The organism is Microbacterium sp. 22242, assembly GCF_052045495.1.
Classification (GTDB): Bacteria; Actinomycetota; Actinomycetes; order Actinomycetales; family Microbacteriaceae; genus Microbacterium.
The window spans coordinates 42,257-68,661 of record NZ_JBQEOZ010000017.1 but is presented as its reverse complement, the minus strand read 5'-3'; the positions used below and the strand labels follow the sequence as shown (position 1 = coordinate 68,661).

29 protein-coding genes and 2 tRNA genes are annotated in these 26,405 nt (G+C 72.0%); 22 read left to right on the top strand and 9 right to left on the bottom strand.

Translation table 11 applies throughout. The features are described from left to right. Positions 1 to 25: 25 nt before the first annotated feature. Together ACTJJZ_RS15750 and ACTJJZ_RS15745 are read right to left on the bottom strand one after the other, a co-directional pair. Complete coding sequence (locus ACTJJZ_RS15750) at positions 26 to 1,783, bottom strand: glycoside hydrolase family 3 protein (RefSeq protein ID WP_440722135.1); 1,758 nt, start codon at positions 1,781 to 1,783, stop codon at positions 26 to 28. Beyond that, positions 1,780 to 3,081, bottom strand: coding sequence for an MFS transporter (locus ACTJJZ_RS15745; protein ID WP_440722134.1), 1,302 nt, complete (start codon positions 3,079 to 3,081; stop codon positions 1,780 to 1,782). The genes ACTJJZ_RS15750 and ACTJJZ_RS15745 overlap by 4 nt, the downstream gene beginning before the upstream one ends. 138 nt (positions 3,082 to 3,219) lie before the next feature. Between ACTJJZ_RS15745 and ACTJJZ_RS15740 the strand changes: the two genes are divergently transcribed. Further along, a complete protein-coding gene (locus ACTJJZ_RS15740) occupies positions 3,220 to 4,605 on the top strand; it encodes a TetR/AcrR family transcriptional regulator (RefSeq protein WP_440722133.1) in 1,386 nt (461 codons plus the stop codon). 15 nt (positions 4,606 to 4,620) lie between these two features. Here the strand turns inward: ACTJJZ_RS15740 and ACTJJZ_RS15735 are convergent, their stop codons facing one another. Together ACTJJZ_RS15735 and ACTJJZ_RS15730 are read right to left on the bottom strand one after the other, a co-directional pair. Continuing rightward, positions 4,621 to 5,139, bottom strand: coding sequence for an RpiB/LacA/LacB family sugar-phosphate isomerase (locus tag ACTJJZ_RS15735; protein ID WP_440722132.1), 519 nt, complete (start codon positions 5,137 to 5,139; stop codon positions 4,621 to 4,623). 25 nt (positions 5,140 to 5,164) lie between these two features. After that, on the bottom strand, positions 5,165 to 6,100 hold the full coding sequence (locus ACTJJZ_RS15730; protein WP_440722131.1) for a VOC family protein: 936 nt from the start codon (positions 6,098 to 6,100) through the stop codon (positions 5,165 to 5,167). A 130-nt stretch (positions 6,101 to 6,230) separates the two neighbouring features. Here ACTJJZ_RS15730 and ACTJJZ_RS15725 point away from each other — a divergent pair, with 130 nt between their 5' ends. The 6 genes from ACTJJZ_RS15725 to ACTJJZ_RS15700 all read left to right on the top strand — a co-directional run bounded on the left by ACTJJZ_RS15725 (position 6,231) and on the right by ACTJJZ_RS15700 (position 12,047). After that, positions 6,231 to 7,145 carry a LysR family transcriptional regulator gene (locus tag ACTJJZ_RS15725; protein ID WP_440722130.1) on the top strand — a complete coding sequence of 305 codons (915 nt, stop codon included), beginning with the start codon at positions 6,231 to 6,233 and terminating at the stop codon, positions 7,143 to 7,145. Between the two features lie 143 nt (positions 7,146 to 7,288). Then, positions 7,289 to 8,416 (top strand): FAD-dependent oxidoreductase, encoded by a 1,128-nt coding sequence (locus ACTJJZ_RS15720; RefSeq protein WP_440722129.1) that lies wholly within the window; start codon positions 7,289 to 7,291, stop codon positions 8,414 to 8,416. Further along, positions 8,413 to 9,021, top strand: coding sequence for a cupin domain-containing protein (locus ACTJJZ_RS15715; protein ID WP_440722128.1), 609 nt, complete (start codon positions 8,413 to 8,415; stop codon positions 9,019 to 9,021). Before ACTJJZ_RS15720 ends, ACTJJZ_RS15715 begins: the two co-directional genes overlap by 4 nt. Beyond that, the gene (locus ACTJJZ_RS15710) at positions 9,018 to 9,866 is read left to right on the top strand and encodes an SDR family NAD(P)-dependent oxidoreductase (RefSeq protein WP_440722127.1); all 849 of its coding nucleotides are present in this window, start codon (positions 9,018 to 9,020) and stop codon (positions 9,864 to 9,866) included. The genes ACTJJZ_RS15715 and ACTJJZ_RS15710 overlap by 4 nt, the downstream gene beginning before the upstream one ends. A gap of 8 nt (positions 9,867 to 9,874) precedes the next feature. Then, positions 9,875 to 11,056: an alpha/beta hydrolase family protein gene (locus ACTJJZ_RS15705; protein WP_440722126.1), complete on the top strand. Its 1,182-nt coding sequence runs from the start codon at positions 9,875 to 9,877 to the stop codon at positions 11,054 to 11,056. A 4-nt stretch (positions 11,057 to 11,060) separates the two neighbouring features. Further along, complete coding sequence (locus ACTJJZ_RS15700) at positions 11,061 to 12,047, top strand: fumarylacetoacetate hydrolase family protein (protein ID WP_440722125.1); 987 nt, start codon at positions 11,061 to 11,063, stop codon at positions 12,045 to 12,047. Positions 12,048 to 12,106: 59 nt separating this feature from the next. On the opposite strand, the gene ACTJJZ_RS15695 is transcribed toward ACTJJZ_RS15700, so the two are convergent. Next, complete coding sequence (locus ACTJJZ_RS15695; protein ID WP_440722124.1) at positions 12,107 to 13,294, bottom strand: 4-hydroxybenzoate 3-monooxygenase; 1,188 nt, start codon at positions 13,292 to 13,294, stop codon at positions 12,107 to 12,109. A 101-nt stretch (positions 13,295 to 13,395) separates the two neighbouring features. After that, positions 13,396 to 14,148: an IclR family transcriptional regulator gene (locus tag ACTJJZ_RS15690; protein ID WP_440722123.1), complete on the bottom strand. Its 753-nt coding sequence runs from the start codon at positions 14,146 to 14,148 to the stop codon at positions 13,396 to 13,398. A 125-nt stretch (positions 14,149 to 14,273) separates the two neighbouring features. Here ACTJJZ_RS15690 and pcaH point away from each other — a divergent pair, with 125 nt between their 5' ends. The 13 genes from pcaH to ACTJJZ_RS15625 all read left to right on the top strand — a co-directional run bounded on the left by pcaH (position 14,274) and on the right by ACTJJZ_RS15625 (position 22,869). Further along, the gene (gene pcaH, locus ACTJJZ_RS15685; protein WP_440722122.1) at positions 14,274 to 15,086 is read left to right on the top strand and encodes a protocatechuate 3,4-dioxygenase subunit beta; all 813 of its coding nucleotides are present in this window, start codon (positions 14,274 to 14,276) and stop codon (positions 15,084 to 15,086) included. Next, positions 15,086 to 15,718 carry a protocatechuate 3,4-dioxygenase subunit alpha gene (gene pcaG / locus ACTJJZ_RS15680; RefSeq protein ID WP_440722121.1) on the top strand — a complete coding sequence of 211 codons (633 nt, stop codon included), beginning with the start codon at positions 15,086 to 15,088 and terminating at the stop codon, positions 15,716 to 15,718. The genes pcaH and pcaG overlap by 1 nt, the downstream gene beginning before the upstream one ends. After that, complete coding sequence (locus tag ACTJJZ_RS15675; protein ID WP_440722120.1) at positions 15,708 to 17,072, top strand: lyase family protein; 1,365 nt, start codon at positions 15,708 to 15,710, stop codon at positions 17,070 to 17,072. Before pcaG ends, ACTJJZ_RS15675 begins: the two co-directional genes overlap by 11 nt. Beyond that, positions 17,069 to 17,905, top strand: coding sequence for an alpha/beta fold hydrolase (locus tag ACTJJZ_RS15670; RefSeq protein ID WP_440722119.1), 837 nt, complete (start codon positions 17,069 to 17,071; stop codon positions 17,903 to 17,905). The genes ACTJJZ_RS15675 and ACTJJZ_RS15670 overlap by 4 nt, the downstream gene beginning before the upstream one ends. Beyond that, positions 17,902 to 18,303, top strand: a complete 402-nt coding sequence (gene pcaC / locus ACTJJZ_RS15665) for a 4-carboxymuconolactone decarboxylase (RefSeq protein WP_440722118.1) — start codon at positions 17,902 to 17,904, stop codon at positions 18,301 to 18,303. The genes ACTJJZ_RS15670 and pcaC overlap by 4 nt, the downstream gene beginning before the upstream one ends. A 123-nt stretch (positions 18,304 to 18,426) precedes the next feature. After that, positions 18,427 to 18,918, top strand: a complete 492-nt coding sequence (locus tag ACTJJZ_RS15660) for an FBP domain-containing protein (protein ID WP_440722117.1) — start codon at positions 18,427 to 18,429, stop codon at positions 18,916 to 18,918. Positions 18,919 to 19,030: 112 nt separating this feature from the next. Then, positions 19,031 to 19,822: an enoyl-CoA hydratase/isomerase family protein gene (locus ACTJJZ_RS15655; protein ID WP_440722116.1), complete on the top strand. Its 792-nt coding sequence runs from the start codon at positions 19,031 to 19,033 to the stop codon at positions 19,820 to 19,822. A gap of 119 nt (positions 19,823 to 19,941) precedes the next feature. After that, a complete protein-coding gene (locus ACTJJZ_RS15650) occupies positions 19,942 to 21,021 on the top strand; it encodes a hypothetical protein (RefSeq protein WP_440722115.1) in 1,080 nt (359 codons plus the stop codon). After that, positions 21,018 to 21,812, top strand: a complete 795-nt coding sequence (locus ACTJJZ_RS15645) for an inositol monophosphatase family protein (RefSeq protein ID WP_440722114.1) — start codon at positions 21,018 to 21,020, stop codon at positions 21,810 to 21,812. The genes ACTJJZ_RS15650 and ACTJJZ_RS15645 overlap by 4 nt, the downstream gene beginning before the upstream one ends. A gap of 182 nt (positions 21,813 to 21,994) precedes the next feature. Continuing rightward, positions 21,995 to 22,066 (top strand) — tRNA-Thr (locus tag ACTJJZ_RS15640). A 25-nt stretch (positions 22,067 to 22,091) separates the two neighbouring features. Further along, positions 22,092 to 22,165: transfer RNA gene (locus ACTJJZ_RS15635), tRNA-Met, on the top strand. Between the two features lie 58 nt (positions 22,166 to 22,223). Further along, positions 22,224 to 22,529, top strand: coding sequence for a nucleotidyltransferase family protein (locus ACTJJZ_RS15630; protein WP_440722113.1), 306 nt, complete (start codon positions 22,224 to 22,226; stop codon positions 22,527 to 22,529). Beyond that, on the top strand, positions 22,519 to 22,869 hold the full coding sequence (locus tag ACTJJZ_RS15625; RefSeq protein WP_440722112.1) for a HepT-like ribonuclease domain-containing protein: 351 nt from the start codon (positions 22,519 to 22,521) through the stop codon (positions 22,867 to 22,869). Before ACTJJZ_RS15630 ends, ACTJJZ_RS15625 begins: the two co-directional genes overlap by 11 nt. Before the next feature lie 133 nt (positions 22,870 to 23,002). Here ACTJJZ_RS15625 and ACTJJZ_RS15620 read toward each other — a convergent pair whose 3' ends face one another. Then, positions 23,003 to 23,674: a ScbR family autoregulator-binding transcription factor gene (locus ACTJJZ_RS15620; protein ID WP_440722111.1), complete on the bottom strand. Its 672-nt coding sequence runs from the start codon at positions 23,672 to 23,674 to the stop codon at positions 23,003 to 23,005. Positions 23,675 to 23,833: 159 nt separating this feature from the next. Between ACTJJZ_RS15620 and ACTJJZ_RS15615 the strand changes: the two genes are divergently transcribed. After that, the gene (locus tag ACTJJZ_RS15615; RefSeq protein WP_440722110.1) at positions 23,834 to 24,421 is read left to right on the top strand and encodes a hypothetical protein; all 588 of its coding nucleotides are present in this window, start codon (positions 23,834 to 23,836) and stop codon (positions 24,419 to 24,421) included. A gap of 70 nt (positions 24,422 to 24,491) precedes the next feature. Here ACTJJZ_RS15615 and ACTJJZ_RS15610 read toward each other — a convergent pair whose 3' ends face one another. Next, a complete protein-coding gene (locus tag ACTJJZ_RS15610) occupies positions 24,492 to 24,647 on the bottom strand; it encodes a hypothetical protein (protein WP_440722109.1) in 156 nt (51 codons plus the stop codon). Positions 24,648 to 24,892: 245 nt separating this feature from the next. Here ACTJJZ_RS15610 and ACTJJZ_RS15605 point away from each other — a divergent pair, with 245 nt between their 5' ends. Then, a complete protein-coding gene (locus ACTJJZ_RS15605) occupies positions 24,893 to 25,558 on the top strand; it encodes an MIP/aquaporin family protein (protein ID WP_440722108.1) in 666 nt (221 codons plus the stop codon). Between the two features lie 73 nt (positions 25,559 to 25,631). Here the strand turns inward: ACTJJZ_RS15605 and ACTJJZ_RS15600 are convergent, their stop codons facing one another. After that, positions 25,632 to 26,327: a TetR/AcrR family transcriptional regulator gene (locus tag ACTJJZ_RS15600; protein WP_440722107.1), complete on the bottom strand. Its 696-nt coding sequence runs from the start codon at positions 26,325 to 26,327 to the stop codon at positions 25,632 to 25,634. Positions 26,328 to 26,405: the final 78 nt, after the last annotated feature.

The window sequence follows — 26,405 nt, the reverse complement described above, 5'->3', positions numbered from 1 at the left end:
CCGCTCCCGTCCGTTCACGCAGGGGTCAGAGGCTCAGCCCGTGGCCGAAGCGGAACAGCGGGTCCTCGGTGTCGAACGGCACGTCCGGACGCGAGGCGAGCACGGCCTCGGTCGAGCGGGGCACGTCGAACGGCAGCTTCCCGCGCGCGGGCACGGCGCCGCTGAGCACCTCGAGCAGGACGACCGGGCTCACCCCCCAGTTCGCCACGACCGCGGCGGCGGCGTCGACGATCGGAGCGAGGATCGCCGGGCGGTCCAGGAACACGTCGACGACGGTCGGGGTCTGCGCCGCGATCTCGCGCACGTGCGCGAGCGTCTCCTCGGGGAAGTCGAGCGGGCCGGCGTGGAAGAAGTTCTCGAACGCCGAGGCGCGCTCCTCGTACGGCGCCTGCAGGCGCAGGATCGCGAGATCCGCCTCCGCGGGGGTCGCCACCGGCGTGCCGAACTGCGTCACGACCTCGTCGGCCAGGCCCTCCGCGTAGATCCTCGCTCCCGCGGCGAACGGCAGCGCGCCGTCGTTCGCGAGCACCGTGACCGAGGCGCGCTGAGCCTCGATGCCCGCGGCGCGGAAGTCGGCCTTGCCGACGATCGCATCCGCCTTCTCCGCGTCCACGAACGGGTCCTCGAACAGTCCGAGCAGGAACTTCTCCCGCAGCAGCCGGCGGGCCGAGACGTCCAGCCGCTCCTCGGACACCTCGCCGTCGCGCACGAGCTCGACGAGCAGCTCGGGGCAGGCCTCGCCGCCGAACTGGTCGGCGCCCGCGTCCAGGATCTTCACGATCCGCTGCTTCGGAGTGAGGTGCTCGACGCCCCACGCCCGCGCCGGGAACGGAGTACCCATGATCGGGTGGTCGGTGACCAGACCCCAGTCGGTGCAGACGATGCCGTCGAACCCGTAGCGCTCGCGCAGCAGGCCGGTCAGCACCGACCTGTTGAAGCCGAAGCCGACCTCCTCGTACCGGGTGCCGATCGGCATGCCGTAGTAGGGCATGATCTGGCGGCCGCCCGCGGCGAACACCTTCTCGAACGGCTTCAGGTGGTGCTCGAAGTTGTCGCCGGGGTAGACCTGCTCGCGGCCGTACTCGAAGTGCGGATCCTCGCCGTCCTTCTGCGGGCCGCCGCCGGGGAAGTGCTTGGTCATCGTGGAGACGGATCCGGGCCCGAACGAGGACCCCTGGAACCCGCGCACGTACGCGGCCCCGAGATCGCCGGACAGCTCCGCATCCTCGCCGAACGTCTGCAGCTGCCGCGCCCAGCGCGGCTCGGTGGCGAGATCGACCTGCGGGTGCAGCGCGACGCGGATCCCGACGGCCAGATACTCCTGCCGGGCGACGTCGCCGAACCGCTCCACCAGCTCCGGGTCGGCCGTCGCAGCCAGGCCGAGGGGCTCCGGCCACTGCGAGAACGGGCCGGCCAGGAGCGCCGCGCCCGGGTTCTCGCTGAAGGCGTGCCGCGGGTCGGTGGACAGGCTCACCGGGATGCCGAGGCGGGTGGCCGCGGCGAGCTCCTGCAGCCGGTTGTGCCAGGCGGCCAGCGTGCCCGCCGTCGGCACCGTGCTCAGCAGGTTGAAGTGCGTCATGTGGCGCCCGTTGACGTACTCGTCGGTCGAGGGCAGGTCGAAGGCAGGATCGCCTTCGGAGAGCTCGCCGTCGGGGCCGAGGGAGATCATCGTGTGGAAGAACAGTCCCGCCTTCTCCTCCAGCGTCATCTCTCGCAGCAGCAGCTCCACGCGCTCCTCGACGGGCAGGGCGGCATCGAGCCAGGGCTTTTCGGTGTCGGTCATTTCACTCCCTTGATGCGGTAGACGAACACGGCGCCGAGGAAGGCGATGACGGCGCCGAAGAGGTACCAGGTGGTGTAGCCGCCGAGTGGCGTCAGCGCCCCCAGGGCGATGATCGCAGGTGCGATGGCCGGCGCGATCGACTGCGGCAGCGCGTTGGCGATGTTGAGCACGCCCAGGTCCTTCGCGACGTCGTCCTGGTTGGGCAGCACCTGCGTGGCCAGGGCGAGGTCGACCGCGAAGAACGAGCCGGCGCCGAAGCCGATGACGGCCTGGGCGGCGATGACCACGGCCACGCTCGGGGCGAAGGCGAGCACGAGCAGGCCGACGACCATGATCAGCCCGGCGAGGGCGACGAACGGGCGGCGCCGGCCGAACCGGTCGGAGAGGTAGCCGCCGAGCGGGCTGGAGACGACCATCGCGACGGTCGCCGCGAGGTTCGAGATGAGGATGGTCGAGATCGTGGACTGCTCGTCGAGGTGGAACTTCTGGCCGAGGTAGTACGGCAGGAACGTGGCGACGCCGGCGTAGCCGAACATCACGAAGAACTTGGTCAGCCAGGTCCAGCCGAAGTCGCGGTGCTTGACGGGGTTGAACACGAAGGATCCGAAGAACTGGCCGACGGTGAGGCGCTGCGCGGGCTTCTCGGAGAGGCGGCGGTCGCGCAGGGTGAGCACGAACAGCAGTCCGAGGACGGCGGCGATGAGCCCTGGCACCACGAAGCGCAGCAGGTCGTCGCCGATGAAGTTGATCAGGAAGCTGCCGGCCAGGATGCCCACCGGGGTGGCGATCCCGACGAGGCCGGAGACCCCGCCGCGGGACTCCGCAGGCACCTGATCGGGGAGGGTCGCATTGGCGGCGGCGAGGGCCGCGTTCATCGCGGTCTGCGCGAGGCACCAGCCGATCAGCACGACCCAGATCGAGGTCGCGGACCCGATCAGCGCGAAGGCGCCGAGGCCGACGAGCAGGCCGCCCAGGATCCACGGCCGGCGCATGCCCCAGCGCGCGGTGGTGCGGTCGGACAGGCGCCCCGCGAGCGGGTTGGCGAAGAGGGCGAAGAGCGCGCCCACGCCCAGCACCAGGCCGAGGTCGCCCGCGGCGCCGGCCGCGCCGCTCAGGTGCTGCACCTTGAACGCCATGCTCACCAGCACGGGGGTGAGCAGGGCCAGCATGACGCCGAAGTTCACGGCCGCGAGGCCCGGCGTGTATCCGCGCGGCGTCCTGCGGGGCGCACTGTCGGGGGCTCTGAAGCCGGTCGTCCCGGCGGTCGCCGCGTTCGCGGCAGGAGTGATGTCGGTCATTCGGGTGTCCTCCTTCGGCGTCGCCGTCGACGCCATCGCAGCGATCCTAGCGAATCACCTGACCGAATGGTAACAATAGTTAGACCGATTGGTAACATTTCGGGCGCCGGTAGGCTGACGACGGAGCGGAGGGCCGGGATGAGCGCGCAGAAGGCGGGGACGCGACAGGCGGCGCCCCTGGTGCCGGCGTCCGCTGCGGCTGCCCCCGCCGTCCCTTCCCGTGCTCCCACCGCCCGCGGACGCGCCCGCCGCGCGCAGATCGTGGAAGCGGCGCTGCACCTCTTCGCCGCGTCCGGCTACAGCGCGGTCTCGCTGCGCGACGTCGCCGCCGCGGCAGGCATCACGCATCCCGGCCTGCTGCGGCACTTCGCCGGCAAGGGGGAGATCCTCGCCGAGGTGATCGCCGACCTCGAGGAGCGCTCCCGCGCGGCCTGGGCGGATCAGCCCGCCGGCGCGCGGCTGGTGTCGGCGCTGCAGCGCTGGAACGACGAGGATCCCGCCCGCTCCGGCGTGATCACGATGCTGAGCGGCGAGGCGGGGCCGGACGGGCATCCCGCGCACGCTGCGATGGCCGCGCGGTACCGCCGGGTGCGCTGGGCGGCACAGGAGGAGCTCCGGGCGCGCGCCGCGTCCGGCGGGCTGCGCGACGGCGCGGATCCGGCCGGGGAGGCGATGCGGCTGACGGCGGCGTGGGACGGGCTGGGCCTGATCGCGCGCTACCGGCCGGAGGGCCACCCGGTGGACGTGGCCGCCGCGCTCGCCGCCTATGAGGAGCACCTCCGCGCCTGGCCGCCGCCGGCGCCCTGCCCGCCCGCGGACCGCACGGACCCTCCTGCCCTGCCCGATCTCGCCGAGGCCCTCGTCGGTCCCGAGGCCGGGCAGGCCCGCCGCGACCGCATCGTCGAGGTCGCGACCGGACTGTTCGCCGAGCGCGGCTTCGTCGCCACGAGCATGCAGGACATCGCCGCCCGGGTGGGCGTCTCGAAGGCCGCGCTGTTCCACCACTACCCGGCCAAGTCGGACCTGCTCGGCGCGGTGCTCGCGATGCGCGACCTCACGATCAGCGAGGAGTCGCAGGACTACCCGCGCGGGACCGCGGTCGAGACGCTGCGCGGAGCGGTCGCCGGCGCACGCCGCAACGCCGAGCTGCGCCCCGGCCTGATCGAGGTGTACGCGGTGCTCAGCTGCGAGGCCTCCGTGCCGCAGCACCCCGCGCACGGCTACTTCGCGGCGCGGTTCGCTCGGGCGCTGAGCTTCTTCGAGGGGCTGTTCCGCGCCGCCGCCGCGGAGGGGTCGCTGCGCGCGGGCCTGGATCCGGACGCCGAGGCGCTGTGGTTCCTCGCGCTCTGGGACGGGCTGCAGTTCCAGTGGATGTACGAGCCGGAGCTGGTGTCCGTGCCCGACCAGCTGGACGCGCACCTCGACACGGTGCTGGCCACAGGCACGGTGCCGCCCACAGACACGGCGCCGGCCACAGACACGGTGCCGGTCGCCGACGCGGCGCCGGTCGCACCGGAAGCCTGACCGGCGCCGCGCGGCTCACTCGTGCCGGACGGCGATCTGCTCGGGCTCGAGCTGCACGGCCCAGCCCTCGATCGTGCCGGAGTTCTCGTACTCCTCGATCTGCAGGATCTGCCGGCCGCGGGTCACCGACGCCTCCATGGACGCGGTCACGAACGCGGCGACGTTCAGCCACGCCGACTCCTCGTACGCGATGCCCTCCAGCACGAGCACGTTCGCGTCGACCACCGCGCGGGCGTTCATCGCCGCGCGCGGGGACGTGCTCGTGACCGCGCGGGCGCCGTTCACCTTGTTCGCCGCGACCACGCCGGCCACGGCCTCGTCGAGCACCAGCACGCCGAAGGCGTCGACGCCCGCGTCCTGCTCCTCGACGACCGCCGCTGCGACCCGGATCGCGAACACCGGGTAGTCGTCGCCCGGGTCGAGCTCGTCCGCGCCGTGCCAGACCACGTCGTGACCGGCCTCGATCGCGCGCGCCTGCAGCGCCCGCCCGAGCTCGTAGCCGCCGTGATCGGCGGCGAAGTGGATGCGCGTCATGATCCTGTTCCTCTCGTCCGCGGTCTCACACCGGAGGGGCCACGAACAGGCCCTTGTCGATGTCGTTGAAGGACTCGCGGGCCACCAGCTCGCTCATCTCCTGCGCGGTGCCCCACTGATCCTGCGTGGACAGATCGCTGATGTCGTGCCGGTGTGCGACCCAGGTGTCGTCGTCGACCATGGACAGCTCGGTCGTGTACTCGATCGTGTTGCCCGCCGGATCCAGGAAGTACGCGAACGTGTTGTCGCCCGCGTTGTGCCGGCCCGGCCCCCAGATCATCCGCGCGCCGGAGCGCAGGATCTTGCCCGCGCCACGCATCCACTCCTCGATGCCGCGCATCTCGAAGGACAGGTGGTGCAGGGAGTGGTGCGGACCCATCGCGACCGCGATCGAGTGATGCGTCGCGTTGCAGCGCATGAAGTGCATCATGTCGGCGCCGTCCGGGCGGACCAGGGAGTCCGAGATCGTGAAGCCGAGGTGATCCACGTACCACTGCGCGGTGCGGTTCAGGTCGGGCGAGTTGAACACCATGTGCGAAAGCTTCGCCGGGATCGGCTCGCGCTCGCGGATCTTGCGCGCCTCGCGCGTCCGGTAGCCGGTGGAGAACTCGAGCGCCCTGCCGTCGCCGTCGAACACCCGGAAGCCGTACCCTCCGCTGAAGCCGGTGAGCTCCTGCGGTTCGTGGATGAACCGCACGTCCTCGGCGTGCAGCTTCGCGGCCAGCGCGTCGACGTCCGCGCGGGTGCGCACGCCGAACCCGGCGAGGTCGATGCGCTTGTCGTCCTTGCGCAGCCGCAGGATGAACGGCTCGGAGGACCCCTCCGCGGCGAAGTAGCTGAGGCCGTCCTCGGCGTGCACCTCGGTGAGGCCCCAGTACCGCACGAAGAAGTCGCGCTCCACCTCGAAGTTCGGCACCGCGAGCGCGGCGTAGCGGAGATGCGAGACGAGCCGCTCAGTCATCGTCGACCTTTCCTCTGGATCGTGCGCGCGGGATCCGCGCATTCCGCCGCCGGGGGATGCCGGTGGCGACGGTACGAGAGTAGGCCGGGCCCGCCGGGCCCGCCATGCGGCGACCGGATACCATGCATCTGTGGCCAGCGGTGACACCGACCTGAACCTCCTCGTCGCGCTGCGTGCGCTGCTCGAGGAGGCGAACGTCACGCGGGCGGGGGAGCGGATCGGCAGCGGCCAGTCCACGATGTCGACCGCGCTCGCGCGGCTGCGCACGGTGTTCCAGGACGAGCTGCTGGTGCGGGTGGGGCGCGAGTACGAGCTCACGCCGCTGGCCCGGCAGATCCTGCCGCAGGTGCAGCTCACCCTGCCGCTGGTCGCGCAGGCGCTCGGCCAGGCCGCGCCGTTCGACCCCGCCACCACCCGGCGCGAGTTCCGCATCCAGGTCACCGACTACAGCGCGATCGAGCTGCGCCCGCTCTTCGACGCCGCCCAGGCCGAGGCGCCCGAGGTGCGCTTCGATCAGCTGCGCCTGCCGGCGGAGCCCACCGACGCCACGCGCGACCTGCTCGGGCACGACTACATCGTCGCCCCGCCCGGGATCGGCATCGAGGCGGCGAGCATGGAGCTGTTCCGCGACGAGTACGTCGTGGTGGCGGATCGGCGCAATCCGGTCGTCGCCGGCGGCGCGATCTCACTCGAGGACTTCCTCGCCAGCCCGTTCATCCGCTGCGACTTCGGCCGTGCGCACCTCACCGCGCCGGAGCGGCGCATGCACGAGCTCGACCTGCATCCGCGGGTGCGGGTCACCACGTCGGCGCTGCTGTCGGTGCCGCTGACGATCCGCGGCACCGAGCTCATCGGCGTGGTGCCGCGACGGCTGGTCGAGCGCAACGCCGCGGTGACCGGCACGGTCGCGGTGCCGACGCCGTTCGACCCGGTCGAGCTGATCCAGCGGCTGTGGTGGCACCCCGCGCACACGCACGACGCCGGGCACGCCTGGTTCCGCGAGCTGGTCGCGGCGCGGGTCGCGACCGGCGCGCTGCGCGGCTGACGGCGGGCGCCCGATCCGCGAGGGGCGCGTCGCCGATACGACCCATCACGCGCCCCTGCTGTTCCCCGGTGCCGCGCACGCCTAACGTCGTATTCCGGCGGATCCTGTCGCACGGATGACGGGTCCCGGATGAGGAGACGAAGATGTCGGTACGCAACGTGCTCATCGTCGGCGCCGGGTTCACCGGCCTGACGACCGCGATCGCCCTCGCGCAGCGCGGGGTCGCTGTCACGCTGGTCGACAAGAACCAGGCGTGGGCCCGGGTCGGGCACGGCCTGACCATCCAGGGCAACGCGCTGCGCGTCTTCCGCGAGATCGGCGTGATCGACGAGGTGCTCGCGGTCGGCCAGGCCGAGAACGCGGTCACCCTCTACTTCGCGGACGGCCGGGTGATGGCCGAGATGCCGACGCCGCGCACCGGCGGCGACGACCTGCCCGCGACGATCGGCGCGCTGCGCCCCGACCTGCACGAGATCCTGGTGCGCCGGGCCGCGGAGCTGGGCGTCGAGATCCGCCTCGGTCGCGAGCTCGCCTCGTTCGAGAACCGTGCCGACGCGGCCGTCTCCGTGCTCTCCGACGGCACCACCGAGACCTGGGACGCCATCGTGATCGCCGAGGGAATCAAATCGCAGACCCGCGCCACGCTCGGCATCGCCGAGGACCGGCGCCCGACCGGTCTGGGCATCTGGCGCGCGGTCACCTCGCGCACCCCGGAGATGACCGGCGGCATCGCGTACCCGATGTCCGACGACGGGGGCGCCTACAAGGTCGGCTACACGCCGGTCAGCGCCGACCAGTGCTACATCTTCGTGCTGTGCCGGCCGGAGCGCGCGGACAACGGGCTGCCGGACTGGCAGGAGGTGCGGCGTCTGATGGCGAACTTCCACGGACCGTTCGACCACCTGCGGGACTCGATCGACGAGAACACGTTCCTGAACTTCCAGGAGATCGAGTGGATCTTCGTCGAGGGCCCCTGGCACCGCGGCCGGGTGATCGCGCTCGGCGAGACCGTGCACGCCGTGCCGCCGCTGATCGCGCAGGGCGCCGCGCAGTGCGTCGAGGACGCGCTGCTCTTCGCCGAGCACGTCACGCAGGACGGCGACTTCGAGACGCAGGTCCAGGAGTTCCATGCGCGCCGGATCCCGCGCGTCAAGGGCGTCGTGGACGCCTCGATGCAGCTCGCCGAGTGGGAGCTGCATCCCGGAACTCCGGGCGCGGATCCCGGCCGGGTCATGGGCGGCGCGCTCATGGCGCTGGTCCCCGCGCCGTGACCGAGCGACCGGCCCAGGCTCAGGGGGCGGCCGGGGTTCCCGGAGCGGACGCCGTCGCCGGACCGTTCCGCGTCCCGCGCCGGATCGTCACCGGCCACGACGGATCCGGCGCCTCGGTCGTCGTGAGCGACGCGCCCGTGCCGGTCTCGCGCGAGCTGCCCGAGGACGGCGTCGCGTTCCACGAGGTGTGGGTCACGCACGCCTCTCCCGCTGCGATCGGGGCGGGACCCGAAGACCCGACCGCGGGATCCCTCACCGTCCCGCCGCCCGCGCGCGGCACCCGGATCCGCATCAACGAGTTCCTGCCCGGCCACCTCGACGCGCGGCGGCTGCAGTCGCCCGTGCACCGCACCGAGTCGATCGACTACGGCGTCGTGCTGGACGGCGAGATCACGCTCGTCCTGGACGACGGCGAGGTCACGGCACGCGCCGGCGACGTCATCGTGCAGCGCGGCACGGACCACGCCTGGGCGAACCGCGGCGACACGGTCGCACGCGTCGCGTTCGTGCTGGTCGGCGGCGCGTTCGGCGACGACGTGCTCGCGGTACTGCCCTCGGAGGTCCGCGAGGGCCTGATGACGCACGGCCCCCGGGACGCGGCATGAGCACGGCGGCGCCCGATGCGGCGCGCGGCCTCGTGCTGCCCGGGATCGCCGGGGGCCTGTTCGTCGTGACCGGCGCGGCCGGCGGTCAGGGCGCGCGCGAGGCGCTGCGGCTCGCCGCGCAGGGCGCTGAGGTCATCGCGGCCGACGTCCACGACGACGCACCGGAGCTGTGCGCCGAGGCCGCGTCCCTTCCCGGGTCCGTCGCCTACCGCCGCCTCGACGTGACCGACGAGGCGGACTGGGCCGCGCTCGCCGCGTCGCTCGCCGGCCGCACCGTGAAGGGGCTCGTGAACAACGCAGGAGTCACCCACCGGGTGCGCATCGGCGCGCTCGACCGCGCCGAGTGGGACCGGGTGCTCGCGATCAACGTCACCGGCGCGATGCTCGGCATCCAGGCGCTGCTGCCGCTGATGGGAGCCGGATCCTCGATCGTCAACATCGGGTCCGCCGCCGGCGTCACCGGCCACTACACGGCCGCCTACACGACCAGCAAGTGGGCCCTGCGCGGGCTCACGCACGCGTGCGTGACCGAGCTCGGTCCGCGCGGCATCCGCGTGAACATCGTGCACCCCGGCTACATCCGCACCGAGATGACCGCGAGCGCGCCCGCGGCCTTCCGCGACGCGAATCTCGCCGTCGCCCCGCTGCACCGCGGCGGCGAGCCCGACGAGGTCGCGGACGTCGTCGTGTTCCTGCTCTCCGACGCCGCCTCGTTCGTCACCGGCGCCGAGATCGGCGTCGACGGCGGTCAGTTCCGCTCCGGCGTCGCCACCTATCTGTCCGACGCCGTCCGTTCCGACGCCCGCCCCTCCTCCGCCGCCGAACCGGCGGGAATCGCCCTCTAGGAGCCCTCATGTACCTGTATTTCCCCACCAACTACGTCTGGAGCATGGCGGTCGTCGCCTCGCTCAACAACGGCGGCCTCATCGACGACGTGGACAAGGCGTCCCGCCCGGTGCTCGAGGCGTCGCAGCAGGGCGACGACGTCGGCACCGAGCTGCTGTACTCGTCGTGGCAGGCCGTCGCGGACCGGATCCTCGCCTCTGCGCAGGAGGACGAGGCGCGCGGCTGGTGGCGCGGAGCGGCGGAGAAGTACTACCGCGCCGCGCTGTACACCTCGCAGGCCGAGCGGCTGCAGTCGCCGAAGTGGGAGGGGCGCAAGGCCGCCTACCAGAAGTCGATCGACCTGCTGCTCAAGCACGTCGAGATCGGCCGGGTGCCGCTGACCACGGTCGACGTGCCCTACGCCGGGGACGACGCCCCCGCCGGTTCCGCCCTGCCCGGTTACTTCCACCGCGCGCCCGGCGACGGCCCGCACCCGCTCGTGGTGATGTGGAACGGCCTGGACTCGACCAAGGAGATGATGTACACCTCCGGGTTCCCGCAGCTGCTCGCCGAGCGCGGCATCTCCACGCTCATGATGGACCCGCCCGGATCGGGCGAGGCGCTGCGCATGCGGGATCTGCACGCGCGCTACGACACCGAGGTGTGGGCCGCGTCGATCCTGGACTGGGTCGAGCAGAACGCCGCAGACCTGGACGTGGACCCCGCGCGGGTGGGCCTCGTGGGGTGGTCGCTGGGCGGCTACTACGTGCCGCGCGCCGCCGCGTTCGAGAAGCGCATCGCGCTCGCCGTGGCGTGGGGTGCGAACTACGACTGGGCCGCCGTGCAGGAGGCGCGCCGCCGCCGCGAGGGCGAGAACCCGGTGCCGCACTACTGGGACCACGTGCGCTGGGTGTTCGGCGCGACCGACGACGACGACTTCCGGGAGAAGACGAAGAACATGCGGCTGGAGGGCGTGGTGGAGAACATCACCGTGCCGTTCCTGGTCACGCACGGCATCGGCGACCGGCAGATCCCGGTCGCGTACGCGCACCAGGAGTACGAGGCGGCGGTGAACTCGCCCAAGCGAGAGCTGCGCATCTTCTCCCAGGAGGAGGGCGGCGCCGAGCACATCGGCATCGACAACATGCCCTACGTCGCGCAGTGGACGGCGGACTGGGTCGCCGAGACCTTCGCCGAGCTGGAGGCCTGAGGCCATGAGGATCGGACGCTGGGAGCCGGCGGAGGGATCCGTCGAGGAGGGCTTCGTCGTCGAGGATCGCGTGGTGCCGTTCCCGGACGGGCGCACCGTCGCCGACGTGCTCGCCGCGGGCCTCACGGCCGCCGGGGAGCTGCACGGCCGGGCACTTCGGCAGGGGCCGGATTCCGGCCGCCCGCTCGCCGAGGTGCGGCTGCTCGCGCCGCTGGTCCCCGCCGCGATCCGCGATTTCGTCGCGTTCGAGGAGCACGTCGAGGGCGTGAGCGCCGGGGTGGAGGGCAAGAGCGACGTGGCGCCGGAGTGGTATCAGGCGCCGACGTTCTACTTCACGAACCCGCACACGATCCTCGGCCCCGGTGAGCCGGTCTCGCCGCCGGTCACCGAGCGACTCGACTTCGAGCTCGAGCTCGCCGTGGTGATCGGCGCCGCGCCCGGCGTCGGCCAGGCGAACCTGACCGCCGCCGAGGCTGCCGAGACGATCTTCGGCTACACGATCATGAACGACTGGTCGGCGCGCGACCTGCAGGGCCGGGAGATGAAGGTGCGCCTCGGCCCGGCGAAGGGCAAGGACTTCGGGATGAGCCTCGGTCCGTGGATCGTGACCGCGGACGAGCTCGCGCCGTACCTGGACGGCGGCGGCTTCCTCGCCGTCCGCGCGGAGGCGTACATCAACGACGTGCTCATCGGCGAAGATCTGGTGTCGAACATGGGCTGGCCGCTGCCCGAGCTGGTCGCCTACGCCTCGCGCAATTCGCGCGTCGTCCCGGGTGACGTGCTCGGATCCGGCACCGTCGGCAACGGCGGCTGCCTCGGCGAGCTGTGGGGGCGAAACGGATCCCTCACCCCGCCGCCGCTCGCGGAGGGGGATGTGGTGCGCCTTGTGGTCGAAGGCATCGGTGAGCTTTCCGGGGCGGTCGGGCCCGCGATCCCGGGGCCCGCGCTGCCCGCCGCACGCGTGCGCCCGCGGGCCCGGCACCGCGCCTGAGCACCGCGGGCCGGGCACCGCGCCTGAGCGGCAGAGCGCGGGCGGTGCCGCCTGCGCCGTCAGAGCCCGGTCTCGAACGGCCAGCCGGTGTACGCCTCGGCGAGGAACGCCCGCCCGGACTCGGACTCGACCACCGAACGCAGCTCGCCGAGCTGGCGGCGCCGGTCGAACTCGCTCGCGTCGGGCGCGGTGTGCAGCATGCTCGTCATCCACCAGGAGAAGTGCTGGGCCTTCCAGATGCGGCGCAGCGCCGTGTCCGCATAGCCGTCGATGAGGCGCTCATCGTTGTCCGCGAGCAGCGCCGTGAGCGCCCTGGCGAGCACGACCACGTCGGCGACGGCGAGGTTCATGCCCTTGGCGCCCGTCGGCGGCACGGTGTGCGCGGCGTCGCCGACGAGCACCGTGCGGCCGCGGCGCAGTTCGTGCGCGACGAAGCTGCGGAAGCGCAGCACGTCGCGCTGGAAGATCGGGCCCTCGGTCAGCGTCGTACCCGGCACGCGGCGCTGCAGCGTGTCCCAGATCTCCGCCTCGCTCAGAGCATGCGGATCGGTGTCCGGGTCGCACTGGAAGTACATGCGCTGCACCTCGGGGGAGCGCTGGCTGATCAGGGCGAAGCCGTCGTCGGAGTTGCTGTAGATGAGCTCGTGCGAGCTCGGCGGCGCTTCGCACAGGATCCCGAACCACGCGAACGGGTATTCGCGGAAGTAGCCGTCGCGCGAGGATCCGGCGACCGCCTGCCGCACCACGGAGCGGGAGCCGTCGGCGCCCACCACGACCTCGGCGTCGATCACGAACCCGGCGCCCTCGGCATCCGTCCCGATCACCCGTGGTGTGGTCGTGTCCGCGCCCTCGACGCGCACGGCGGTCGTCTCGAAGAGCACGTCCTGGCCGCGCGCGAGGCGCAGCGCGAGCAGGTCGGTGAGCACCTCGTGCTGCGGGTACAGCCACACGCTGCGGCCGACCAGGCCCGGGAAGTCGATGCGGTGGCCTTCGCCCTGAACCCGCAGCTCGATGCCGTCGTGGCGCTGGCCGACGGTGTGCACGCGGGTGCCGGGGTCGATGGCGGTGAGCAGGTCGACCGTGCCCTGCTCGAGGATGCCGGCGCGGATGGTGGTCTCGATCTCCCGGCGGGATCGCTGGTCGATCACGACGGACTCGATGCCCGCGTCGGCGAGCAGGTGCGACAGGATCAGTCCTGCGGGGCCGGCGCCGACGATGGCGACGCGGGTGCGGATCGTGGGGGTCATGAGTCTCCTTCGACCGCGTCAGCATCGCCCGCAGCCCGCATGCGCCGCAGGATGAATCCCGTTGAACGGGATTTCTTCGCTCCGAAGGGCGAGGTCGCCGATCAGCGGCGGAAGCCGAGCGCCCGCTCGATGTCCCGCGCCGCGGCGTGCAGCTCGAACAGCGCCACGTCGGTCTGCTGATCGCGGCGCAGCACCGTCGACAGGGCGGCGATGACCGTGCCGGTCTCGTCGCGCACCGGCACGGCGACGCCGGTCGACACGGCCTCGATGTACCCCGGTGCGACCGCATGCCCGAGCCGGCGCACTTCGGCGAGCTTGCGGCGCAGCGCGGCACCGTCGGCGATCGTCTCGCGGGTGAGCGGGGGGAGGGGACCGGAGAGGATCCGCTCCTGCAGCTCCCTGGCGCCGAACGCGAGCAGCACGAGGCCCGACGACGACGCATGCAGCGGAAGCCGCCCCGCCACGCGGGTGACGTTCGAGCCGGAGTCGGGGCTGGAGAGCCGCTCCAGGAACAGCGCCTCGTCCTGCTCGAGGATCGCCAGCTGGGTGTGCTCGCGGATCCGGCCCTGCACGCGCTCCATGTACGGCATCGCGGCCTGGCGCAGCCGCAGGGCGTGCGAGGAGCGGGTCGCCAGCTCCCACAGCCGCATGCCGATCCTGATGCGACGATCCTCATCGCGCTCGAGCAGGCCCACGTCGACGAGCTCGCCCACCACGCGGTGCGCGGTCGACGGCGGCAGGCCCGCGCGGCGGCCGATCTCCGCGGCGGTCTGCACCGTGCGGGTCGGCGTGAAGGTCTCCAGGACCCGCAGCAGTCGATCCGTCACGGAGTCGCCGGAGGGGGAGTTCGCCACGGATCCAGGATGGCACGGAACGGATCCGATTCCCATTGGGTGGGAAAACACGTCCTGGCGCCCCTGCCGCGAGAGACGCTGTCGGTGTCCGCGGCGCGAGGCGCCCGGTCGAAGGAGACAGGACCATGCAGACCACCCCCGCCGCCGCGCCCGAGGCGCTGCTCGCCGCACCGGATCAGGTGACGCAGGCGCAGATGACCGCTGAGATCCGCGCGCTGCACGCCGAGTACGACCGCCGAGAGGAGGCCGGGGAGGCGCTGCCGCGCACGATGCACGACTTCCCGCCGTACCGCTCCAGCATCCTGCGGCATCCCACGAAGAACCCGAAGCTGGTCGACCCGGAGACGATCGAGCTGTTCTCGCCGGCGTTCGGGCAGCGCGACGTCGCGGCGATCGAGTCGGATCTGACGATCCAGCACGCCGGCGAGCCGCTCGGGGAGCGGATGACGGTGCGCGGGCGGCTGCTGGACTCATGGGGCAGGCCGGTCCCGAACCAGCTGATCGAGCTGTGGCAGGCGAACTCGGCCGGCCGCTACATCCACCAGCGCGACCAGCACCCGGCACCCCTGGATCCGAACTTCACCGGCGCGGGCCGGGTCGTCACGAACGAGAACGGCGAGTACCTGTTCACCACGATCAAGCCGGGGCCGTATCCGTGGAAGAACCACGTCAACGCGTGGCGCCCCGCGCACATCCACTTCTCCGTGTTCGGGCACTCGTTCACCCAGCGCATCGTCACCCAGATGTACTTCCCCGGCGATCCGCTGTTCCCGCTCGACCCGATCTACAACACGATCCGCCGTCAGGCCGACAGGGACCGGCTCGTCGCGACCTACGATCACGACCTGACCACGCCCGAGTTCGCCACCGGGTACCGCTGGGACATCGTCGTGGACGGCCCTGACGCCACCTGGTCGGAGCCGGAGGAGGAGCACTGATGACCGTTCCCGCACGCACGCTCGAGCCCGCTGAGGGGCTCACCGGGGCCGCGCAGGACGTCGCCGTTCCCGCACGCACGCTCGAGGCGACGGCCGGGCAGACCGTCGGGCCGTTCTTCGCGTACGGCACCGAGTACCCGAAGATGCACGAGGTCGCCTTCCCGCACAGCCCGGGTGCGGTGCTGCTCGGCGGCACCGTGCGCGACGGCGCGGGCGCACCGATCCCGGACGCGATGATCGAGATCTTCGGGGCCGATGCCGACGGATCGGTGCCGCGCTCCCGCGGCGCGTTCCGCCGCGACGACCACACGTTCACCGGCTTCGGCCGCTCGTTCACGACCGACGAGGGCCGCTACGAGTTCTGGACCCGCGAGCCCGGAGCGGGCAAGGACGGCGCGTCCGCCGCGGCGCCGTTCTTCGCTGCGATCGTCTACGCGCGGGGTCTTCCGGACAAGCTGCACACCCGCATCTACCTTCCGGGAGCGGAGGAGGCGCTGAACGCGGATCCGCTGCTGTCGACGCTCACGCCCGCGGAGCGCGCGACGCTCATCGCGGTGCGCGAGCCCGACGGCAGCCTGCGCCACGACATCCGCCTGCAGGGCGAGGACGAGACGGTGTTCCTTGTCTTCTGAGGGGTCTTCTGACGGGTGGTACGCCGACAGCCTGCTCTCCCCGGTGACGGCGGACGTGCAGGAGGCCTCCGACCGGGCCGTGGCACTCGCGCTCGTCAACGCCGAGCTCGCGCTGCTGCGGGCGTTCGTCGCGGCGGGGGTCGCCCCGGAGTCGGTGCACGAGGCGTCGTTCGCGGTGATGCGCGAGCCCTGGTTCGATCTCGACCTGGCGGCGCTCGCGCGCGCGGCCGTCGCCGGCGGGAACCCGGTCATCCCGGTGATCCCGCTCGTGCGCGAGCGCGTCGCCGCGCACGACGCGGACGCCGCGGCCTGGGTGCATCGCGGGGCGACGAGCCAGGACATCCTGGACACCGCGCTGATGGCCATGGCAGCGGGCGTGTGCAGCCGGGTCGACCACCTGCTCCGCAGCGCCGAGGGGAGCCTGCTCGCTCTCGCGCAGCAGCACCAGGACGATCCGGCCGTCGCCCGCACGCTGACCCAGCACGCGGTCCCGACCACCGTGGGGCTGCGTGTGGCGGGCTGGCTGCGTGCGCTCGGACGGGCACGCCGCCGTCTGGCCGAGACCGCCGAGCGGCTGCCGGCTCAGCTCGGCGGAGCCGGCGGAACACTCGCGTCGTTCGTCGAGCTGTTCGGCGCGGACGTCGCGGCCGAGCTCCCCGCCCTGTTCGCCGCGCAGGCGGGCCTGCGTGCACCGGAAGCGCCCTGGCACACGGATCGCTGGCCGATCACCGAGCTGGGCGACGCCCTGGCCGCGGTCATCGGCGCCGTGGGCATGTTCGCGAGCGATGTCGCGCAGCTCGCCCGCACCGAGGTCGGCGAGGCGTCCGTGGCGGCGGGAGGCGGCTCGAGCGCGATGCCGCAGAAGCAGAACCCCGTCGACGCCGTGCTGATCCGGTCGGCCGCGATGCGCGCCCCCGGGCTCGCCGCGCAGCTGCACCTCTCCGCGGGGCTCGCGGTGGACGAACGGCCCGATGGCGCCTGGCACGCGGAGTGGCCCGCCCTGCAGGAGCTCCTGCGGCTCGCCGTCGGCGCGACCGCCCGCGCCGCCGCGCTGGCGCCGGGGCTCGTCCTGGACGCAGACCGCTCGCGGGCCAACCTCGGCCTGACCGGTGGGCTCGTGGTCAGCGAGCGACTCGCACTCGTCCTGGTGCCGCGGATCGGGAAGGCGCCGTTCGACGCGCTGATCGCCGCGGCCGCGGCCGGCCGCGGGCTCGACGAGCTGCTCCGGGAGCTGCCGGAGGCGGCGGATCTCGACGTCGACGCGCTGCTGGATCCAGCGCAGTACACCGGGCTTGCGGCACGGCTGACCGATGAGGCCGTGCACCGTGCGCTGCAGGACGGGATCCGGCCGTGATCCCCGCGCTGTCGTTCACCGCCCCGATCGGCCCCGAAGGCGCACCGCTGCTCGTGCTCGGCCCGTCGCTCGGCACCTCCGCGATCCTCTGGGAGCGCACCCTGCCGCAGCTTGCCCGCCGGCACCGGGTCGTCGCATGGGACCTGCCGGGGCACGGCGCGTCCGCTCCGGCAGCGGAGCCGTTCACGGTCGGCGAGCTCGCGGACGCCGTCGCGGACGGGATCCGCGGCCTCGGCGGGATGACGGTGCGCTACGCGGGGGTCTCGCTCGGCGGAGCCGTCGGGCTGGAGCTGTGCCTGCGCCATCCCGGGCTGGTGTCCGCGGCGGCGATCCTGGCCTCCGGCGCGCAGCTCGTCACGCCGGAGAGCTGGACGGACCGCGCGGCGCAGGTGCGCACGCAGAGCACGTCCAGCCTCATCATCGGATCCGCGCAGCGCTGGTTCGCGCCGGAGTCGATCGCGCGCGATCCCGAGCTCACCGGCCGGCTGCTGCACACCCTGCAGGACGCCGACGACGAGAGCTATGCGCTGTGCTGCGAGGCGCTCGCCGTGTTCGACGTCCGCGACCGGCTGGGCGCGATCGACGTCCCCGTGCTCGCCCTGTGGGGAGAGCACGACCAGGTCGCCCCGGAGAGCAAGGCGAGGGAGGTCGCGGAGGGGGTGCGGCACGGAGACGTCCTCGAGGTGCGCGATGCGGCCCATCTGCCGCCCGCGGAGCAGCCGCAGACGACCGCCGCGCTGCTCGACGACTTCTTCGCCGCCGCCCACGCCGAGCCCGTCGCGGCTGAACCGGGCGACGCCGAGCCCGCCGCCGCAGAGAGGACCCGACCATGACCGCCGACGAGGGACTGTCCGACGCCGAGCGCAGGGAGCAGGGCATGGCCGTGCGCCGCGCCGTGCTCTCCGACGCGCACGTCGACCGTGCGACCGCCGCCGCGACCGACTTCACCGCCGACTTCCAGGACTTCATCACCCGCGTCGCCTGGGGGGACGTGTGGTCCCGGCCCGGGCTGGACCGCCGGTCCCGCTCGATCGCCGTGCTGAGCTCGCTCATCGCGCTCGGGCACGAGGAGGAGTTCGCGATGCACGTGCGCGCGTCCCTGCGCAACGGGCTCACCGTCGGCGAACTCCGCGAGGTGATCCTGCAGTCCGCCGTGTACGCCGGCGTGCCGGCGGCCAACACCGCGTTCCGGATCGCCGGCCGCGTGCTCGCCGAGGACGGCGCGGCGTGATCGACGAGATGTTTCCCGACGTCAGTGCGGCGGGGTGGCCGTCGCCGCGATCCGCATCGTCGTCGGACAGGGCATGGCGGTCGTCCTGGAGCGGTGAGGCGACGCCTTCCTAGACTGGTCTTCATGCGTGCGCTCACCGAAGACCAGATCCGGGCGTCGTTCCGCAACGCCACCGCCGAGGAGGTGGCGCAGATCGCGATGCCGCACGACCTGCTGCTCGCGGAATGGGATTACCTCGACTTCTTCGCCTGGCGCGACCCGGTCGCGGCGAAGAACGGCTGCATCGTCATCGAGCGCGACGGCGAGCCGGTGGGGATCGTGCTGCGTGCCGCGGATCCGACCAGGGCCCGCTCCGGCATGTGCAACCTCTGCCACACGATGCAGCCGGGCAACCAGATCGCGCTGTTCGCCGCCCGCCGCGGGGGAGAGGCCGGGCGCCGCGGATCCACGGTCGGCACCTACATATGCGCAGACCTCTCCTGCCACGAGAGCGTGCGACTGGCCCCGCCGCTCGCCCCGAACGAGATCCGCGCGGAGCGGCACGTCGACCGCCGCCTCGACGGCACGCACCGCCGCGTGCACGCCTTCGTCGCCGCGGTGCTCGGCGACGACTGAACCTCAGGCTCACGTCGACTGAGACTCGGTGCCACCGTCCGCGCGAGCGCGGGTAGGCTGATCGGGCGGCCTGCGGGCCGCTCGATCGCCGCCGATCCCGAGGGAGTCACCCATGACCGAGCCGCTGCACTACCGCGTCGAGGACGGCCTCGCCCGGATCACGCTGAACCGCCCGCACCGGCTGAACGCCTTCAACGCCGAGCTCGCCGGGGCCTGGGCCGACGTCACCGCCCGCGCGACCGGGGACAGCGCGGTGGGCGTGATCCTCATCGAAGGCGAGGGGCGGGCGTTCTGCGCGGGCGGCGACGTCATCGACATGGCCACCTCTCTCGCCGGCGGCGGCGACATCGAGAGGCTCGCGAAGGTCATCCACTCCGGCATCAGCGCGCTCACCTCCTCGTCGGTGCCGGTCGTGGCGGCGGCGCACGGGACCACCGCGGGCGGAGGGCTGGGGCTCCTGCTCGCGAGCGACTATGCGGTCATCGGCGCCGATTCGAAGATCGGCAGCCGCTACGCCAACGTCGGTCTCACCCCTGACCTCTCCGTCAGCGCCCAGCTCGCCCGCACGGTCGGGGAGCGGCGCGCCCTGCAGCTGCTGCTCACGGACCGGCTGCTCTCCGCGGCCGAGGCGGTGGAGTGGGGCATCGCGGCCGAGGCGATCGGCGAAGGGGACGCCGAGACGATCGCCGCCGCCGTGCGCACGCGCGCCGAGGAGCTCGCCCGGTTCTGGCTGTCCGGCGCGTTCCGCGCCTACGGGGAGGCGAAGCGCCTGATCCGCTCCCGGCAGGACCGCACGTTCCAGGGGCAGCTGGACGAGGAGGCCCGCACGATCGCCGCGGCGTTCGGAGGATCCGAGGCGCAGGCGCTCATCGCCGCGTTCGCGGCCCGCTCGGCCGGGCGCTGACCACGACGCCCGCCCCGCACAGCCCGCCGGCCCGCGGAGTTCTCCACGGTTCTCGACGGCCTCCGCGGTGAGGATCCCCGCCGTGCGAGGATGAGAGCACACCGGAGGAACGGGGACCCATGACGAACGCACACGCGCCCGAGAAGTCGAAACCGAACACGTCTCTGCTGATCCGCGGAGCCATCTGGATCGCGATCGGCGCGCTCGTCGCCGCCGCGCTGGTGTGCGTGGTGTGGGTGCTGCTCGGGGATCAGCAGGGCCTGATCGGCCGGGCGTTCCTGACCATCGTGCTGCTCGCCGGCTTCGCCGGGATCGCGATCCTCGAGGCGGGGCTCGCACCCAACCGTCAGGACTGGGTGTCGCTGCTCAGCATGATCTCGTGGATCATCGCGCTGCTGGTCGGCGCGGTCAAGATCTGGCTGCCCGACGACACCGAGTACTTCGGGGGGATGGAGCGGTTCTTCCAGCTGGTGCTCGTGGTCGGGATCCTGCAGCTGGCACTGCTGCACGTGCGGCTGTTCCAGCGCGCCGCCCGACGGCACGTCACGGTGCTGACCCGCGTGATCGTGTACGCCACCTTCGTGTTCCTCGGGCTGCTCGTGGCGATGCTGGTGTTCTTCCTCACCTTCCCGCACACGTTCCACTACGACGAGCTGTACTGGCGGATCGTGGTCGCGCTCACGATCCTCGCTGCGGTCGGCACCATGCTCATCCCGCTGCTGAACGCACTGTTCGCGCCTAAGCGCCCGACCGCCGCCGCGCCGCCCCTGGTGCCGTACGCGGCGCCCGCGACGGTCGCCTATCCGACCGCGGCCGCGCAGCCGTGGCCCACCTACGCCGACGCGCGCACCCCGCTGCCGATGCTGCCGGACGGGAACCCGGACTGGAACGCGTACTACACCGGCGTTCCCGCGCCGGGCGCGACAGTCTTCCCTGCACCCCAGGCGTCCGCGCAGCCGCAGCCGGGCGTGCCGCAGCAGGCTCTCCCTCAGCCGGAGCAGTCCGCCGCCCAGCTTCGGCCGGGCGGGGAGCCGTACGCACCGTCGGGGCCGGACGCACAGCAGGCCGCTGTCGCAAAGGATGCCGTCGCACAGGGTCCCGCGGGTGCGGCACCCGGCGCGCCTGCGCCGGACGCACCTCGCCCTGCTCCGGCAGCACCTGCCTTCCCGCCTGCGCCGCCCGTGCCGCCGATCTCGTGATCTCGCCGCTCGAACTGAGCGATCTCGCGATCGAGATCGCCCGCGAGGCCGGGGAGCTCGCCCGGCGGCGGCGTGCCGAGGGCGTGACGCTCGCCGCGACCAAGAGCTCTCTCGCCGACATCGTGACCGACGCCGACCGGGAGGTCGAGGCGCTGATCCGCACGCGGCTCACCGCGGCCAGGCCCGACGACGGATTCCTCGGCGAGGAATCGGGCACGGGCTCGGGGACCAGCGGCATCACCTGGGTGGTCGACCCGATCGACGGCACCGTGAACTACGCGACCGGCATTCCGCTCTACGCGGTGAGCATCGCCGCCGTCGAGGGCGTCGGCCCCGACGACTGGACCGCGCTCGCGGGCGCGGTGAACTCCCCGGTCGTGGGGGAGATGTTCTCCGCCGCGCGCCACGAGGGCGCGTACGTCGACGGTGCGCGCCTGCGGATCGCGGAGGCGGGTGAGGCGGGCGCCCTGCTGGCGACCGGCTTCGGCTACGACCCGAGCACGCACGCCGGCGACCTCGAGGTCGTCGGACGGGTGATGCCGATCGCCCGCGACCTGCGCCGAGGCGGCAGTGCGGCGACCGATCTCGCCTACGTCGCCGCAGGCCGGCTGGACGGGTACTTCGAACGCGGCCTGCAGCCGTGGGACTTCGCCGCCGGCGCCCTGCTCGTCGAGGAGGCGGGCGGACGATTCCTCCGGCCGGAAGCACCGACGATCATCCGGCGGCTGTGCCTGGCCGGCAGTGCCGACCTCGTCGCAGAGCTGGAACGCCGGATCCTGCAGGAGACCTGAGCCCCGGAGCCGCGCTGAAATGCCGCGCGGCGCCGTCACTGCGGAGGGTCTCGGTGAAGGATGCCGTGCGCTCCCGTGGTGCCGGAAACGGGTCTCGCCCCCTGAGGCAGGGTCTGCCGGGCCCGATTTAGCCGAGCGCCGAATCTTTGGTATTCTCGTCTGGTTGCCCTCCGGGGCAGCACGCCCCGATAGCTCAGTGGCAGAGCACTTCCATGGTAAGGAAGGGGTCGTCAGTTCAATCCTGACTCGGGGCTCACAGTATCCATGTGGATGCCGTGCGGCAGGGTAGCTCAGTTGGTGAGAGCGCACGACTCATAATCGTGAGGTCGCGGGTTCAAGCCCCGCTCCTGCTACTTTCAAACCCCGTCCTCGACGGGGTTTTTTCGTGCCTCCGTCGGTACACTCGGAGCCATGGCGTTGAAGATCGACGTGGACAGAGAAGAGATCGCGCGCGTTGCGCGGACTCGCGGTGTTCAGCGCCTTCGCGTCTTCGGGTCGGCGGTGACGGAACGGTTCGATCCGGAGCACAGCGATGTCGACGTGCTCGTAGACCTCTCGACTGAGGCGGGCGATACGTTCGATGCGTACTTCGGCCTGAAGGAGGACCTGGAGCAGATCTTCGGGCGCCCGGTCGATCTCGTGATGGCCAAGGCCGTGCGCAATCCCTACTTCCGAGAGCGTGCCTTCGCGACCGCCGAGGAACTCTATGCGGCCTGAATCGTCAGCGTTCCTCTGGGATGCTGGAGAGGCTGCTCGGCGGGTGAGCGAGTTCATCACCGATCTCGACGAAGACACCTATCGTCAGGACGCACTTCATCGCTCTGCGGTCGAACGGCAATTGGAGATCGTCGGCGAGGCGCTCGGGAATCTGCGGAAGCACGATCCGGAGACTGCTGCCGCGATCCCCGACCTCCACCGCATCGTCGGGCTGCGGAACGTGCTCGCGCACGGCTATGCGGTGGTCGACGATGGCGTCGTCTGGACCGCGGCACGTCATCGAATTCCGGAGCTCATCGTGCAGATCAATGCCCTGCTCGGGGAGACGCAAGACTCATAATCGTGAGGTCGCGGGTTCAAGCCCCGCTGCTGCTACAGAGTTCACCTCCACACCGCGGAGTCCCGCGGATCCTGTGGAGGTGTTCTTGTGTCGCGGCGAGTGCGGTCGCCGCGAGCCCATGAGGCGGGTCAGCTCAGCAGCGCGCGGCCAGCACGTCGTCGATCCGTTCGCGACGCGCATCGGTCATGATGCCCGCAAGGAAGATGCGCAGCAGGTCGTCGACGCGGCGGGAGAGGTCGGCGCGCCGGTCCAGCACGTGCGAGACCAGCTGCGTGCCGGTGAACGCCGAGACAAGAACCCGCGCGGCGTCGACGGCGACGATCTCGGAGCGCACGTCCCCGCAGGCCTGAGCCCGTCCGAGCAGGTCGGCCATGACGTCGATCCAGCCGACGTAGGGGCGCACCGGGCCCTCGTCGTCGAACGCCAGCTCCATGGTGAGCCGGATGCCGCCGCGCACGACGGGATCGTCGACGATCTGCGCGGCAAGGCCGTGGCACATCATCACGATCTGCTCGACCGGGCCGGCGCCCGTGCCTGCGGCGGCCACCACGAGGCGGCTCGACGTCGCGTGCTGCTCGTCGATGACCGCGTCGGCGATCTCGCGCTTGGTCGTGAACTGGAAGTACATGGCGCCCCGGGAAACCCCGGAGCGGCGCTCGATCATCGACAGGCTGGCGGCGGCGTAGCCGACCTCGTCGAACACGGCGGCCGCGCCGAGCAGCAGCTGCTCGCGCTTGGCGATCGCCCGCGACTGGACCACGGCCCGCCCGTGCCCTTCGGCCCTCAGCTTCGGCGTCGTGTCCATCTGCCCATCCGATCAGGTCGTCATCCCGAGAGGAAGGCTACCGGTCGGACGCTCTGGACCACCTGGCAGCAGGCGCGAGCGACGCCCGGTGCGCCCGCCGCTCGGGTTGGGGATTCCGTACCAAGCCGATCGGCTCGGTACTGTCCTAGGGTTGATGCTGTGAGCGTCGGTCCCGAAATCCCGCTGAAGCCCGCTGAGGAGGCTCGGTCCGCCCTCGCCCGGCTGCGCGTGCAGCTCGCACCGCTGCTGGGTGACGCCCCAGCGAAGCGGCTCAAAGCGCATGCCGATGGCAGCCTCTACGTCGAAGCGACCGTTTCCGCGGCCGTGCTCGCGTGGCTCATCGACACGGTCCTCGTCGACGGGGCCGCGATCGGGCTCGGCGTCCTCACTGCCGCGCGCTCGTCGGACCCGTACGCACCGGCCGGCGGCGCGGTGGTCGCGCTGCTGCTCCTGGTCATCCTGCCGCTGTTGTACGGCTGGTGCTATCGCGACGGCCGGGCGCTCGGGGCGCTCCTCGCCGGGACGCGTCTGGTCAGGATGAGCGACGGCGGCCGGATCGGACTGCCGAAGGCCGGGTGGGCGATGCTCATCCGCACGCTGTTCCTGCCCTTCATCTTCTGGGCCGCACTCGAGGGCACGGGGGATGTCGGCCAGGTCAGGACGAGCATCGACGAGAACGCGACCATTCGGCTCCGAAACGCCGGTCACGCGCGGATCGGTCCGGCCGACGGCGTGCGGACCGAGTAGGGAACGCCGGCTCGGCGGGGCACCGAGTCGGGGCCGTACCGGAGGACGACGCTGGCCCCCGGACGGGGTCTCAGCCCGCGGCGGGACGCGGGCGGCCGAAGGCGGCGCGGAGCAAGCGCACCACACGGCTCTCCCGACGCGCGGGGATGTGGAAGTCCGGGTCGACATCGATCAGCGGGTAGACCGCCGCGAGGCGCTGTCCGGGGGTGCTCGTGGTCTTGGGCATCATCGCCTTCTCTCGGTCATGTTGGTTATTCCGAAATGTGGAATAGAAGTTCTGGATGATGAAATTGTATGATCGATCGGGGCCCCGGTCAAGGGTTTTTCGCGGATCCGCCGTTTCCTGCTGCGGCTCCCAGCGGATTGACAGGAAACCGGTATTCTGGCTCCGTTATCCAGGGTGCGCCGGTCGGCGTGCCGGGGCGGAGCGCGTCCGCCCTCACCCTGACCTGACAAGAGAAGGCATACGTCATGACTGGTACTGCTCGGAGCGCACTCGCTGAGGCGATCTCGACGTTCCTCTTCGTGTTCAGCATCATCGGCGCGGTCAACAGCAAGAGCCCGCTCACGGCTCTAGCGATCGGCCTCACCCTGATGGTCCTCGTGTACGCCGCCGGCCACATCTCCGGCGCGCACCTCAACCCGGCCGTGTCGCTCGGCGTCCTGATCCGCGGCGCGATGAGCGTCGTCGACTTCGTCCTGTACGTCGTCGCGCAGTTCGTCGGCGGCGCCCTCGCCGCGCTGGTCAGCTTCGCGGTGTGGCCGCACGCGGCAGCGCCGACCAAGATCCAGGTCGGCCCGGCTTTCCTGGTCGAGGCGCTGGTCACCCTCGCGCTCGTCTGGGTCGTGCTGAACGTCGCGACCTCGAAGGACAACGAGGTCAACTCGTTCTACGGCCTCGCGATCGGCGGCACGGTCTTCGTCGGCGCCGTCGCGGTGGGCGGCATCTCGGGCGGCGGGTTCAACCCCGCCGTCGCGCTCGGCCTCTCGATCAGCGGCCAGTTCGACTGGGCGAACCTGTGGCTGTACATCGTGGCTCCACTGGTCGGCGCCGCGATCGCCGCGGTGCTGTTCCGTCTCCTCGACAACCGCGAGGCGCCGGAGCCGAACCCGCGCGTGGTCGAGCAGGAGCTCTGACGAGCGGTTCCCGAGGCGCGCAAGCGCCCGCTTCGATGCCCGTCCGGCGGTGACGCCGGGCGGGCATCCGCGTTCAGCCCGCCCGCAGGCCGTCGAAGATCACACGGGTGACGTCCGCGGCGAGCTTGTCGGCGGTCAACGACGTGTGCCCGGGCCGGTACCACTCGATGATCGAGTTGATCATGCCGAACATCAGGCGAGTGGCCACCGAGGGGCGGATGTCCGCGCGCAGCACGCCCTCGCGCTGCGCCGTCTCCACGAGACGCGCGACGCGCTGATCGAAGATCCGGCGGCGCTCCAGTGCGGCGCGCTCGATCTCGCTGTTGCCGTGCACGCGCAGCAGCAGCGTGACCTGCGGAAGCCGGCTCGCGAGCACGTGCACGGCGCCCTCGATCACGGTCACGAGCTGGGTCGCGGCGGGGAGCCGTTCGTCCGCGAGCGCCCCGTCGAGCACGGCCTCCAGGCCGCTGAGGGCGTCGTCGAGGGCGATCTCGAGGATCTGCTCCTTGGAGGCGAAGTGGTGGTACATCGCCGCCTTGCTGAGACCCAGCTCTTCGGCGAGCGACGACACGCTGGTGGCGTCGTAGCCCTGCTCGTTGAACAGCCGTACCGCGATCTCGAGCACCTGAGCCCTGTCGTATCCCGGCCGCCCGCGTCGAACGCGCGGCACCGCCTCGGCGGCGGCCTCGGCCGTGTTCGGGGCCTCCGCGGTGCTCGGGGCCTCCGCCGCGGGGGCGGTCTCCGGCGCGTTCGCGGATCCGGTGCTCATCCGCATCATTCTGCCACCGGCGACGGTGCGGACTTGCCGGGCGCGCCTCGGTCTGCCATCCTTTTACTGAACGATCGG